The organism is Enterococcus sp. 2STP, assembly GCF_032465635.1.
Classification (GTDB): Bacteria; Bacillota; Bacilli; order Lactobacillales; family Enterococcaceae; genus Enterococcus_B; species Enterococcus_B lactis.
Genome location: NZ_JAWDJH010000021.1, coordinates 264,866 through 277,749 on the forward strand (window position 1 = coordinate 264,866; position 12,884 = coordinate 277,749).

Below are 12,884 nucleotides of genomic sequence, written 5' to 3' on the forward strand. Positions count from 1 at the left end.
TCAATAGTATGCAAGCTACGCTATTTAGATTATGTTATACTCATGAAGCAAATAAATTGTAACTGACCATAAAGGAGTTAAATAAATATGAGAAACATCAAGTTGACGATCGAATATGACGGAAAAAGATATTCAGGCTGGCAAAGACTTGGAGATGACGATAAAACCATCCAAGGGAAAATCGAAAAAGTGTTGCATCAGATGACAAATGAAGAGATAGAAATTATTGGATCAGGAAGAACAGACGCCGGCACGCATGCGCGAGGACAAGTGGCAAATTTCAAAACAAACTCAGAAATTGGACTGGCAGAAATGATCGACTTTATGAATCGCTATCTTCCGCGAGATATTGTCATCAAAAGAATCGAAGAGATGCCTGAGCGCTTCCATGCAAGATATAATGCGGTGGGCAAAAAATACAGCTATTATGTTTGGAACAACGTGATTCCTTCAGCATTTGAACGAAATCACAGCTTTTATTTTCCTCAAGAGTTGGATATGGATAAGCTGAATGCAGCTTGCGAAAAATTGATGGGTACACATGATTTCATTGGTTTTTCTGCATTGAAAAAATCAAAAAAATCTACGGTACGTACGATTGATGAATTATCTATCGAACGTAAGGGAGAAATGCTTCATTTTACTTTTGTCGGAGACGGATTTCTATATAAAATGGTGCGAATCATCATGGGAACATTACTAGAAATCGGTACAGGTGCCATGCCGATAGAAACAATCGATGAAATATTCGAAAGCAAAGTGCGGCAACATGCAGGAGAAACCGTCCCTGCACAAGGTCTGTTTTTGGATGAAGTTTATTATCGTTCATAAAAAAAGAATCATCTTTACTCGACTTCTGAGAACTGGAGAACATCCCTTTTTTCAGAGGTCGTTTTTTAGTTAAACCAAACCATAGAGTATACTTTTTAAGATAAAGATCATCTTATATCATCTGAAGCCGCTTATCTTCTTTGAATAGATACGATTCAATCGCTTATTTCCTCACTTTATGATAAATTACAGCTAAAGTCACTAGCTTGTCTTCTTCGGAAAGGAGGAGAGTCTATGGATAAGGAACAAGTATTCATTCAAACACTTTATAATCTGATTTTAAATCCGAATACACGAGATTGGGAACGAAAAGTATTGATCCAGACAAAGAATGACATAAGAGAGAATACATCCGCTAAAGAACAGTTATCAAAACTAGAAGCAACACTACGTCCATTAGCTATCCGAATGAATCTGACGCCTGACGTAATGGACTTTTATTTATTGCTTACGGAAGGATTTGACACGCAGCAAAAATATGACTTTTCCAAGCATGCTATGCAAGATGCTGACTATCAAGAACGTGCAGTATTTGCAGGGGGATGTTTCTGGTGCATGGTCGAGCCGTTTGAATCGAAAAAAGGGATCCTATCCGTTTTGTCAGGATACACGGGCGGACATGTTGAAAAACCAAATTATGATCAAGTAAGTGGTGGTTACACAGGCCATGTGGAAGCTGTGGAGATCATTTATGATACGAGAGAGATAAGTTATAGCGATTTGTTGACAATCTATTGGCAAATAACTGATCCCACAGATGCCTTTGGACAATTTCAAGATAGAGGGAAGCAGTACCGTCCGGTGATTTTTTATCAAGACGAACGTCAGAAAAAATTAGCGGAGCAATCGAAACAGGAACTAGTCAGTTCAGGAACGTTCCACCAACCAATCATCACAAAAATTGAACCAGCTGGTACGTTTTGGCCAGCAGAAAATTATCATCAGCAATTTTACAAAAAACAACCGAAACGCTATAAAAAAATTCAGCAAGCACGTAAACAATTTCTGATCTATCAACGAATAAAAAACAAATGGTAAAAAAATACAAGAAAAAATCATTTTGACTAACTCCTTTTCTTTAAAATGTAGTAAACTAAAACCAGAACGAAAGAAAGCGTTTTAAAAATGGTAAGGAGGAGAAAATTTGTATATTGCAGATAGTGCACGTTATGAAAAAATGGAATATCGTAAATCAGGTCATTCAGGTTTGAAATTACCGATTTTATCTCTCGGATTATGGCAAAATTTTGGTGATTATGATCCTATCCATAACCAAAGAGAGATTTTAAGAGGCGCATTCGACATGGGAATTACCCATTTCGACCTTGCGAATAATTATGGAGGCCCTGCTGGAGCTGCAGAGAAAAACTTCGGGCGTATTTTTAGAGAAGATTTTCAAGCCTATCGTGATGAACTGATTATTTCTAGCAAAGCAGGTTATCATATGTGGGAAGGCCCATACGGAGAATGGGGCTCTCGTAAATCTATCATTTCAAGTTGTGATCAGAGTCTCCAAAGAATGGGACTAGATTATGTTGACATCTTCTATCATCATCGTCCAGACCCTGATACACCTTTGGAAGAAACAGCAGAAGCATTGATGCAACTTGTAAGACAAGGAAAAGCATTATATATTGGTATATCCAACTATAATGGAGAAGATACCAAAAAAATGACTGAAATTTTAAAAAGAAAAGAAGCACCGTTCATTATTCATCAGATGCGCTACAATATGTTTTCTCGTGAACTACTAGAAGACGACTTATCTCCAGTATTAGAAGAAGAAGGTCTAGGAGCAATCACGTTCAGCCCGCTTGCCCAAGGTTTGCTGACAAATCGTTATCTGCATGGGATTCCTGAAGATTCTAGAGCACATCGTAAGGAAATACCATTCCTTTCAGAAGAACAAGTTGGATCAACTCTGGAAAAAATCAAAGCACTGCAGACAATCGCCGTATCACGAGGGCAATCATTAGCGCAAATGGCCCTTGCATGGAATTTGCGACAAAAATCTGTTACGAGTGTACTGGTTGGAGCAAGTCGGTTAAGTCAGTTACAAGAAAGTGTTCGAATGATGGATAATTTAGATTTCTCACCAGAAGAAGAATTGAAGATCGACCAAATTCTAGAATAGAAACGATGTAATCAAACTTTTTATCCATCTATCAAAAAATGTCATCAAGAATCGAATGAAGCTCATCTATTATTGAACATCATACGTTTTGTCGTTCAAAATAAAAATGATCGAAGGCTAGGAGTGAATTTTATCCTAGTCTTTTTTTATGGTAAATAGCTTCGTTTGTATATCCATGAACGGATGAATCGATTTTTTATACAAAAAAATCATCAGATGATTCAAACGTGTTATAATAATTACGAAAAAATACATCAGATGAAAAGGAGGTATGTGGTTTGGAAGAAAATAAAACCCTAGTAGAAGTAACCACGGACAAAATCCTTAGATATTTAAAGGAAAAGCAGTTGCAAGTAGGAGATAAATTGCCGAATGAATATGAGTTGTCCGATTATTTAGAGGTGGGACGCAGCACGGTGCGAGAAGCTGTCCGAGCGCTTGCTTCTAGGAATATTCTTGAAGTTCGGCAAGGAGCGGGGACATTTGTCAGTGATAAGCGAGGGATTGCTAATGATCCACTCGGTTTTTCTTTGATTGAAGATCAGGACCGGATGATACGAGACTTGTTTGAACTGAGATATTTACTGGAGCCAAAGATGGCAGGGTTAGCAGCGGAATATGCAACGAAAAATCAAATCAGCCGAATGAAAAGCTTAACGCAAAAGATTGAAACGTCTTTTCGAGAAGGTACACAAGATCATGTTCAATTAGACATCGATTTTCATACGACGATTGCAGAAGCTAGCGGAAACGTAGCGTTACTGCATATCATTCCGATCATTAATGAATCGATTGCTTTATTTAACAAAAATTATGATATCCAGCATTTGAAAATCGAGACGATCGATATCCACACAGAAATCGTTCAGGCTATCGAGAGGCGGAATGCACTTGCGGCATTTGATGCGATGACTGTCCATATGGCAACAAATCGGAGAGAATTACAGAAAATAATTGGGAAGAAAGAAACTAATTGACAGTTCATCTGATGTATTTTATGATAAATACATCAGATGAATTTTTGTTTTATATTTGGTAAAACGGACAAGCAAATAGTTTTTATTCACCGGAATGTAAGCGCTGACTAACAGGCGAAAAGAGATGACGGCAAGGAGAAGAAGCAGGAATGAGGGGATCTGGAATGAGTTTTATGGATAAATTAGCCAATGTTTTAGGGAACGTGGCAACGAGAATCAATAATTTAAGGTATATCATGGTGATAAAAAACGCATTTGCTGCATTGATTCCGGTAATTATTACGGGTGCTTTTGGCACGTTGTTTTCAGCAATGGTCTTTGATTCGGAAAATGGGTTAGCACAGATAAGTTTTTTGCGTTTTTTAGAAGAATTAAAACCTATCGCATCTGCCATCAGCTATGTCACACTAAGTTTCTTGACCATCTATGCTGTTTTTCTGATAGGGATCGAATTAGCAAAGCTGAATAAAGTGGATGGTGTATTCCCTGGTATTATCGCAGTGATGTCTTATTTATCTGTTAATCCAACTGTTTATGAATTAGTGAATGAAAACCAGACTGTTATAGTAGAAAACGTATTGGCTAAACAATATACAGATACGAAAGGGTTATTTTTGGGAATGTTGGTCTCCATCCTTTCCATTGAACTTTATTGCTGGTTGAGGAAACAGAAGAAACTACAGCTGAGAATGCCGGATACCGTGCCAACGAATGTTTCTGCCAGTTTTTCTGCGTTATTTCCCACGATTCTGACAGTATCAGGTATCGCGGCTGCGGGGTTTATCATCAAAGAACTTACAGGGATGTACCTTTATGATATCATTTACAATGTCGTACAACGCCCATTAGAAGGTGTCGTTCAAGGGCTACCAGGTATTTTGTTATTGATGTTCATTGCGCAAGTCTTTTGGGTGATTGGTATCCATGGAAATCAAATGGTGAAGCCAATTCGAGAACCGTTGCTTTTAGCGGCAATTGCTGTAAATACGGAAGCTTTTGAAGCTGGAAAAGAAGTACCAAACATTATCACTATGCCATTTTGGGATATGTATATGAGTATGGGCGGGTCTGGGGTCACGATAGGTCTACTGATAGCAGTATTGCTAGTGGGAAAGCGAGAAGATATGAAACAAATCACCAAGTTATCTCTTGCTCCTGGGATCTTCAACATCAATGAACCAGTTATTTTTGGTATGCCGATCATGCTGAATCCTATTTTAGCTATCCCGTTTATCTTAACGCCGCTTGTTACAGGAACGATTGGTTATTTTGCAACCGCTTTAGGATTTGCGGCAAAAGCAGTTGTAATGGTTCCTTGGCCGATGCCGCCGATCGTCAATGCTTATCTGGCCACAGCAGGAAATATCGGTGCAGTTATTACGCAACTTGTTTGTATTGTTGTTTCTATTTTGATCTATCTGCCATTCGTAAAAGTAGCAAATCGTGTGGAAAATGATGTGATCTAAAAAACAGGAGGAAATCATGAAAATTACTATTCCAGAAAATTTTATTCTTGGTGCAGCATCTTCTGCTTGGCAAACGGAAGGTTGGAAAGGAAAAAAAGAAGGACAGGATTCGTTTATAGATAGCTGGTATAAAAATGAACATTTTGTTTGGCATAATGGGTATGGTCCAGCCGTAGCAACTAATTTTATGGAGCAGTACCAACAGGATGTAGATTTGATGAAATCCATCCATCTGACACATTATCGGACTTCTATCAATTGGGCTCGTTTTTTCACTGATTACGAGAATTGTATAGTAGATGAAGAATATGCTCAGCATATAAGTGAAATGATCGACTCTTTGATCGAAGCAGACGTAGAACCGATGATTTGTTTAGAACACTACGAAGTCCCTGCTTTTCTTTTGGAAAAATATGATGGCTGGTCTTCAAGAAAAGTGGTTGATTTTTATGCTAAGTACGCAAAGATTGCTTTTGATCGTTACGGTGACAGGGTAAAAAACTGGTTTACATTCAACGAACCAATCGTTCCCCAAACGCGTTGCTATTTGGATGCTGTTCGCTGGCCGCATGAACAAAACACAAAAAAATGGATGATGTGGAATTATCACAAAGTATTAGCAACGGCTAAAGCTGTAGAAATTTACCATAGTGGCAATTATGGCGGAAGGATTGGCTGTATTTTAAATCCTGAGATGGTCTATGCTCGTTCCAGTTCTCCAGAAGACCAAAAAGCTGCTTATATGTATGATCTGTTTTATAATCGAGTATTTTTTGATCCGATGGTAAAAGGGTACTACACAGAAGAGTTCCTAGAGTTGTGTCGAAAACAATCGATTTATTTCGATCCTGCAACAGAGGATTTAGAAACGATTCAGCATCATACAGTAGATTTCCTTGGGATCAATCAATATTACCCTAAACGCGTTCGTGCTCCTCGTTATCAATGGAATGAAGAGACACCTTTCCATCCAGAACGATATTATGAAGTCTTTGATTTACCTGGAAAGAAAATGAACAATTCTAGAGGGTGGGAGATCTATCCAAAAATCATGTACGATATAGCCATGTATCTAAAAGAAAATTATCATAATATCCCTTGGCTGATAACAGAAAATGGTATGGGAAGAGAACATGAAGAACAGTACATGGATGAGAAAGGAATCGTGCAAGATGACTATCGTATCGAATTTATCGGACAGCATTTGCGTTATTTGATCAAAGCAGCAGAAGAAGGTGCAAATTGCGAAGGTTATATGCTATGGGCATTCACTGACTGTGTTTCACCAATGAATGCATTTAAGAATCGATATGGATTAGTTCGAATCGAATTGAACGATGAACGGAGCAGAATATTGAAAAAGTCTGCTTCCTGGTATCAGTCTCTAATTGATAAGAGAGAATTAAGCTTGCCTGATGAAGCCTATAAATAACTAGAAGTTTTTCGAAGATATTGATTGTATTTGATGGTTATTTGGAATAAAGGAGGTTGTGAAAGTAGCATTTTGACCTCGTATTCAAAAAAGTTGTGACAAAAGACTTGTCACAACTTTTTTTGTGCACGTTAAAAGAAATAAATACAATAAAAAAGAATTTGTGTGTTTAGTGTGCGCTTTCTTTTTTAGTGTGTATGCAACTTGGTATAGACCATAAACGTGATATTATCAACTTTTTAAAGCGCTTTTAAAGTTGGCACACTACTTGCTTTATATACAAGTGTAAGAATAGAAAGGAACGTGTTTAAAATGGAAAAGAGAACAATCATGCTTGTATGTTCAGCGGGAATGAGTACAAGCCTCCTAGTCACAAAAATGCAAAAAGCAGCAGAAGCAAAAGGAATGGAAGCAGATATCTTTGCTGTCTCTGCCTCAGATGCAGATAATCAACTAGAATCTAAAAATGTAGACGTTTTACTTTTAGGTCCGCAAGTACGTTTTATGCAAAATCAATTTGCTGAAAAGCTAGCACCTAAAGGCATTCCTTTAGATGTGATCAATATGGCTGACTATGGCATGATGAATGGTGAAAAAGTACTCGACCAAGCAGAAAAACTAATAAACAAATAATAAAAATATCGGAGGAAACAAGAAATGGAAGATCAAAAAAATCTAGAAGCCATCATGGGTCTGATCATGTTTGGCGGAAATGCAAAAAGCGATGCAATGGAAGCGATTGCTGCTGCGAAAAAAGGAGATTTCACTTTAGCAGATGAAAAAATCAAAGATGCAGAGGAATCTTTAGTCCAAGCACATCACTCTCAAACAGAGATGCTGACGCAAGAAGCACAAGGAAACCACGTTGAAGTAACACTTTTGACGGTTCACAGTCAAGATCACCTGATGACATCTATTGCTTTTACAGATTTAGCAAAAGAAATCATTGATCTGTATCGTCGGTTGGATGCGTAATTCACAGTAAAGAAAAGAGGGAAGATTTATGGATAAATTTGTTGCATTTATGGAGAAACATTTTATACCTGTCGCATCAAAAATTGGTGCACAACGGCATTTAGTTGCGATTCGGGATTCATTTATGGTGAGTATGCCGTTAATGATTTTAGGAGCATTAGCAGTAATGATCAATAACTTACCGATTCCCGGATTCCAAGAATTGATGAATTCAATTTTTGGCGGTGAATCATGGAAAGGATTCGGGGCTGCAGCTTGGAACGGCACATTTGCCATTCTTTCTGTCTTGATTGCTTTCTTACTTGCGTATCATTTAGCTAACGGCTACCGAAAAGACGGTGTTTCCGCAGGTGTGATTTCTTTAGGCTCTTTCTTTGCTTTAGGCGGAGCATTAGGTATGAGCTCAAACGGTTTGTTTATTGCTATTATTGTTGGGATTATTTCAACAGAAATCTTTGTACGTTTAAGCGGAAATGAAAAATTGATCATCAAAATGCCTGATGGTGTGCCACCAGCAGTTGCGAAAGCATTTGCTTCATTACTGCCAGCAATGATCACTATCTCTGCCTTTGCTTTAGTTGCTGCAATTTTTGCTGCATTTGGGGTTGATGATATCGTAGGTTCGTTCTATACAGTGGTCCAAGAACCATTTATGGGACTTGCGAACTCTTATCCATCTGCATTATTGCTTGCATTTATCACACCATTCTTATGGTTCTTTGGTTTACACGGGGCGAATATGGTCGATCCTTTGATGCAAACGATCAATGCGCCGGCAATCGAAGCAAATGTCAATGCGATCGCAGCTGGACATAGCGCACCATTTATCGTGAACAAACCTTTCTTCGACAGCTTTGTCAATTTAGGAGGAACAGGTGCAACATTAGGTTTACTGTTAGCTATTTATTTAGTAGGACGTAAAAACAAACCGTATATGGTTGTAACAAACTTGTCGATTGCGCCAGGTGTTTTCAATATCAATGAACCAACGATGTTTGGTTTACCGATCGTATTGAATCCAATCATGTTCATTCCATTTATTTTGACACCAATGGTCTTAGTTAGTGTTGCGTACTTTGCGACTTCTACAGGTTTAGTGCCAGCAGCTACTGTTATGCCACCATGGGTAACACCACCAGTTATTGGCGGTGTATTGGCAACGAAGAGTATTGCAGGTGGTGTACTGGCCGCTGTCAATCTGATCCTTTCTATTTTGATCTATCTGCCGTTCGTCAAGGTAGCTACGATCCAAGAAAGAAGAAAAGAAGCTTTGGATGCTTAATGAAAAAAGAAAGCAGAACCGGTTATCTGGTTCTGTTTTTTTATGGAAACAAGTAATTTAAAACTTAGGATCGAATAATGAATGAGAAAATCGAGGTATATTTGTCTTGAAATTTGTGTATAAATAAAAAATCCCATTCATTCAAAAAAATCGAGCGATTGGAAAGCTATTTGAAATACAAGGTGCTATAATAGACCAAATATGAATGGGAGAGAGTACAAATGGAGAGAAGAACAGTCATAAAATTGCGGGATCGACCGACGTTGATAAAAGAAACAGCCGAATGGTTTGCTTCAAAATGGCATCTGCCAGTTGCTGTTTATGAAGAAAGTATCCAAGCAAGCACGAGAAAAAACACATCGGTTCCGCAATGGTATGTGGTGTTGAATGAATGGGGAGAGATTATTGCAGGTGCAGGTGTTGTTGACAATGATTTTCATGATCGAGTAGATTTGACTCCGAATGTCTGTGCGCTGTTTGTTGAAAAAGACTACCGAAACCAACGGATTGCCAAAATGATTTTAGAAACGATCAAGCAAGACTTTGCAGAAATGGGCGTAAAGGTGCTTTACCTTGTGACGGATCATACGGATTTTTATGAAAAATACAATTGGCAGTTTATCGGGATGGCTCAGGATAATGAAGGAATTCCTGTGCGAGTGTACCAAATGACGCTGTAAGAGTAGATACATGAAACAGCATAGACGTGAGTATATAGAGAAGGAAACCGAAAAATTGTTCTATACTTAGAAATTTTTCGAATCGCAGTATGCGAAATATGCACAACACAAGAATAACAAAAAAGCATGGAGAAGGCTAAACGGCCTTCCCATGCTTTTTCCTTGTTCTTTTCTCGTCGTAAATGAAAATGTTCCTAACGATTCTGAGAATAGGACGAATCGTCAAGAAAACAGCACCAGCCAAATAAAAATAGGTGCCATATCGATCGGGGATTTTAGTTAAGGAAGCAAGGCTTCCAAAAATATAGAAAATCCCGGTTAATAAGTCGACAGCTAGTGAGATCAATGTGTAACGGTTTTGGAAATAGAAGCGGAAGCGACGTCCTCGTATTTCGATATCTTCTTCTTTTCCTATTTCGATCTCATGGGTATTTCGTTTGATTTTGGGCATAAAGAAAATCACCTGTATTTTTTACTGATTTCAAGGTTTCAAAACAACTTTTATATTTTTATCTTCTTTTTTGTCAAAGATCTCATATGCTTGTGCTGCTTCTTCCAGTGGTAGCGAATGAGTAATGATCTGTGTAGGATCAAATAGTCCTTCTGCAATCATTTCGTAGATTTTCGGCATCAGATGGATAATTGGTGCCTGTCCATGCTTGACCGCAATATCTCGCATGAAAAACTCTTGAAGCGGGTAAGAAGAAGCTGGCGTCATATACACACCAGTTACTTGGACGGTTCCGAATTTTTTGACAGCTTGCGAAGCCATCTGTAATGGAGAAATCGTGCCGCTTTGTAGGCTCACCAAATTTTTTGCTTTTTCTTTTACAGGTTCTAACCCATCCATTCCTACACAATCGATGATGACATCGGCACCACCTTTAGCCAACTCATACAATTCCGTTCCAGCTTGTGCTGTGTCTTCTAAGAAATAAGTTTCCACGCCGTTGTAATTAGCCGCTTTATCTAAACGATGTTGTACTGGATCCACTGCAATCACGCGCTCTGCTCCAGCCATTACAGCGAATTTTTGAGCAAATAGACCGACTGGACCAGATCCTAGAATCACAACTGTATCGCCTTTTTTTACGCCTGCATTTTCAACGCTCCAATAAGCTGTAGGCAAAATATCTGATAAAAACAAAACTTTTTCATCAGGAAGATTATTATCTGGAACGACAAACGACGTAGAGTCTGCATAAGGTACTCTTAGGTATTCTGCTTGCCCACCCCAATGATTGCCATTCAACTTGCCAAAACCGAAAAGCCCGCCATATAACTGATCTGGATTTGATTCATCACATTGGCTTTCCATGTGATTCAGGCAGAAATGACAATGACCACAACTGATATTAAAAGGGATAACCACTCGTTGCCCTTTTTTCAATGTTTGAACTTGTGATCCTACTTCTTCAACGATTCCCATAGGTTCGTGACCTACAACATACCCTTTTTCCAAAACTGCTTCACCATGATGGTAAAGATGCAGATCGGAGCCGCAAATGGCGGTTGCTGTGATACGGATGATTGCGTCTGTTGGTTCTAATATTCTTGGATCATCTACGTTTCTGATTTCCATTTTTTGTTTTCCTTGCCAAGTGACTGCTTTCATTGGAGATGCTCCTTTCAGATTCACAAAATTGTCTGCATTATTGGTACTACAGATAGTTTCATTCTAAAGGAGTTCTTATCTTTTTGATAATGAAACGCTTTTTTCTCAACATAAAAATCCTCAAAAAAGCAAGAGTTCCAAAATTTTTTTTTATTAGAAAAAGAAGGAGTGTGCCTTCATTGTATCCTTACGTACAGTAAAGTATAGTTGAACTATTGAATCATTTTAACTATTTAAACAATAACCAACCATCATTCGTTTCAGAAAAAAAACAAATACGAGGAGGCGTAATGAAACAAATTCAAAATAAATGGAATAAACGGATCATTGTTATGATTAGTTCTGTCTGCCTGTTTTGCCTGACTGTTATGCTTTGTTTAATAAGCACCTTGGCAAATCAACATTTTATGTTAGAGCAAAACATGCAATCGGACTATGCGAAAAAAGTAGCTGCTGAGATCAATCGAGAGATCCAAAGCTATCATTATGAGATCGGAGCTCCGGCTGAAGCATTGGAAAAGATTGTTTCTGAAGAACTAGTACAAAAAAACATCGAGCTTTTCATCCGCAACAGATATGAAAAAGAACCAGTAGAACTGATCGGAGAAAAAGAAGTAGAAGAAAAGCTCCAAGAGATAATCAATACATACAAACAAGAAGAAGCAGAGGATGATCCATTTGCTAGTGAAGAAAACAATTTACTCATCTATATGACTTCTGGGATTTTTCGACGAGGAATACAGTCAATTTATTTGATGTCGTTCATCGATCAGATATTGACGATACGAGAGCGAATGGTTTCTTTTCTTCCAGTGATCAGTAGTATCTTACTTGTATTGCTGAGCGGAGTGTTTTATTTATACAGAATGTCTTGGAAAAAAGTTCTTTGGTCATTTGCAGTGGTGATAGGAGGTGCGGGCTTCCAATTATTAAGTCTGTCAGTCAGTCTCTATTTGTACGATATGGCCAGTCAGTTAGATATTCGAACCCAAGCACTCCAACATTTGTTAGACACATATATTTTGTCATTCATCCAATTTTTTAGTGTAGTAGCAATCGTTGAAGTAGCGATAGCAGCTGGATTATGGTGGATTGGCAAGAGAGTGAATACTGAAAAAAAGGTTTTTTCAAAAAGAAACGGATATAAATAATAAGAGGTTGTGACATGAAATCTGTCACAACCTCTTGTTATGAATAAACGGGGTTCCCCTACCAACTCCTCGGTCACAATATTCATAAAACATAGGAAGCTATTTTTTGAAATTGCTTCTTGTGACTCAGAGCTAAACGGTAGGTTCACAACCTCTTGGTAAACGGTGTTCAAAAGCCAGTTTCTCGGTATTAAGCCAAATTTATGTAAAAATGTGAGGAACCATTTTCACAAAATTTTTCTTAATACTCGAAACTAAACGACTTTTTCACACCCTCTTGATAAACGGTGTTCAAAAGCTTGCATCTGCGGTAATAAGTCCAACCAAGTCAAAAACATAAG

At 38.1% G+C, this 12,884-nt stretch carries 13 protein-coding genes; 11 read left to right on the forward strand and 2 right to left on the reverse strand.

What is annotated here, in order from left to right:
* Positions 1-87: 87 nt before the first annotated feature.
* From truA to RWU19_RS10530, 10 genes are all read left to right on the forward strand, one after another.
* Positions 88-831, forward strand: a complete 744-nt coding sequence (gene truA, locus RWU19_RS10485) for a tRNA pseudouridine(38-40) synthase TruA (RefSeq protein ID WP_002316014.1) — start codon at positions 88-90, stop codon at positions 829-831.
* A 234-nt stretch (positions 832-1,065) separates the two neighbouring features.
* Positions 1,066-1,869 (forward strand): peptide-methionine (S)-S-oxide reductase MsrA, encoded by an 804-nt coding sequence (msrA, locus tag RWU19_RS10490; RefSeq protein WP_086286264.1) that lies wholly within the window; start codon positions 1,066-1,068, stop codon positions 1,867-1,869.
* Between the two features lie 139 nt (positions 1,870-2,008).
* Positions 2,009-2,965: an aldo/keto reductase gene (locus RWU19_RS10495; protein WP_002348342.1), complete on the forward strand. Its 957-nt coding sequence runs from the start codon at positions 2,009-2,011 to the stop codon at positions 2,963-2,965.
* A 278-nt stretch (positions 2,966-3,243) separates the two neighbouring features.
* Positions 3,244-3,942: a FadR/GntR family transcriptional regulator gene (locus tag RWU19_RS10500; protein WP_123837562.1), complete on the forward strand. Its 699-nt coding sequence runs from the start codon at positions 3,244-3,246 to the stop codon at positions 3,940-3,942.
* A 149-nt stretch (positions 3,943-4,091) separates the two neighbouring features.
* Positions 4,092-5,408, forward strand: a complete 1,317-nt coding sequence (locus RWU19_RS10505; protein WP_002292491.1) for a PTS sugar transporter subunit IIC — start codon at positions 4,092-4,094, stop codon at positions 5,406-5,408.
* Between the two features lie 16 nt (positions 5,409-5,424).
* Entirely contained in the window at positions 5,425-6,840 is a 1,416-nt protein-coding gene (locus RWU19_RS10510) for a glycoside hydrolase family 1 protein (protein ID WP_104764276.1), read from the forward strand.
* Positions 6,841-7,152: 312 nt separating this feature from the next.
* Complete coding sequence (locus tag RWU19_RS10515; RefSeq protein WP_002292494.1) at positions 7,153-7,473, forward strand: PTS sugar transporter subunit IIB; 321 nt, start codon at positions 7,153-7,155, stop codon at positions 7,471-7,473.
* Positions 7,474-7,497: 24 nt separating this feature from the next.
* Complete coding sequence (locus RWU19_RS10520; RefSeq protein ID WP_002292496.1) at positions 7,498-7,815, forward strand: PTS lactose/cellobiose transporter subunit IIA; 318 nt, start codon at positions 7,498-7,500, stop codon at positions 7,813-7,815.
* 28 nt (positions 7,816-7,843) lie between these two features.
* Positions 7,844-9,097, forward strand: a complete 1,254-nt coding sequence (locus RWU19_RS10525) for a PTS sugar transporter subunit IIC (RefSeq protein WP_002316009.1) — start codon at positions 7,844-7,846, stop codon at positions 9,095-9,097.
* Between the two features lie 221 nt (positions 9,098-9,318).
* Positions 9,319-9,777 carry a GNAT family N-acetyltransferase gene (locus RWU19_RS10530; protein WP_002292498.1) on the forward strand — a complete coding sequence of 153 codons (459 nt, stop codon included), beginning with the start codon at positions 9,319-9,321 and terminating at the stop codon, positions 9,775-9,777.
* Between the two features lie 136 nt (positions 9,778-9,913).
* On the opposite strand, the gene RWU19_RS10535 is transcribed toward RWU19_RS10530, so the two are convergent.
* On the reverse strand, positions 9,914-10,228 hold the full coding sequence (locus RWU19_RS10535; RefSeq protein ID WP_002292499.1) for a YrhK family protein: 315 nt from the start codon (positions 10,226-10,228) through the stop codon (positions 9,914-9,916).
* A 30-nt stretch (positions 10,229-10,258) separates the two neighbouring features.
* On the reverse strand, positions 10,259-11,392 hold the full coding sequence (locus RWU19_RS10540; protein ID WP_002292500.1) for an alcohol dehydrogenase catalytic domain-containing protein: 1,134 nt from the start codon (positions 11,390-11,392) through the stop codon (positions 10,259-10,261).
* 290 nt (positions 11,393-11,682) lie between these two features.
* On the opposite strand from RWU19_RS10540, the gene RWU19_RS10545 reads away from it, so the two are divergent.
* Positions 11,683-12,543 (forward strand): hypothetical protein, encoded by an 861-nt coding sequence (locus tag RWU19_RS10545; protein ID WP_123837563.1) that lies wholly within the window; start codon positions 11,683-11,685, stop codon positions 12,541-12,543.
* Positions 12,544-12,884 lie beyond the last annotated feature (341 nt).

Bases quoted from the DNA above. Each gene is read 5' to 3' on its own strand.
- RWU19_RS10540 (WP_002292500.1), bottom strand. From the start codon at position 11,392: ATGAAAGCAGTCACTTGGCAAGGAAAACAAAAAATGGAAATCAGAAAC.
- msrA (WP_086286264.1), top strand. From the start codon at position 1,066: ATGGATAAGGAACAAGTATTCATTCAAACACTTTATAATCTGATTTTA.
- RWU19_RS10515 (WP_002292494.1), top strand. From the start codon at position 7,153: ATGGAAAAGAGAACAATCATGCTTGTATGTTCAGCGGGAATGAGTACA.
- truA (WP_002316014.1), top strand. From the start codon at position 88: ATGAGAAACATCAAGTTGACGATCGAATATGACGGAAAAAGATATTCA.
- RWU19_RS10495 (WP_002348342.1), top strand. From the start codon at position 2,009: ATGGAATATCGTAAATCAGGTCATTCAGGTTTGAAATTACCGATTTTA.
- RWU19_RS10525 (WP_002316009.1), top strand. From the start codon at position 7,844: ATGGATAAATTTGTTGCATTTATGGAGAAACATTTTATACCTGTCGCA.
- RWU19_RS10520 (WP_002292496.1), top strand. From the start codon at position 7,498: ATGGAAGATCAAAAAAATCTAGAAGCCATCATGGGTCTGATCATGTTT.
- RWU19_RS10505 (WP_002292491.1), top strand. From the start codon at position 4,092: ATGAGGGGATCTGGAATGAGTTTTATGGATAAATTAGCCAATGTTTTA.
- RWU19_RS10535 (WP_002292499.1), bottom strand. From the start codon at position 10,228: ATGCCCAAAATCAAACGAAATACCCATGAGATCGAAATAGGAAAAGAA.
- RWU19_RS10510 (WP_104764276.1), top strand. From the start codon at position 5,425: ATGAAAATTACTATTCCAGAAAATTTTATTCTTGGTGCAGCATCTTCT.
- RWU19_RS10530 (WP_002292498.1), top strand. From the start codon at position 9,319: ATGGAGAGAAGAACAGTCATAAAATTGCGGGATCGACCGACGTTGATA.
- RWU19_RS10545 (WP_123837563.1), top strand. From the start codon at position 11,683: ATGAAACAAATTCAAAATAAATGGAATAAACGGATCATTGTTATGATT.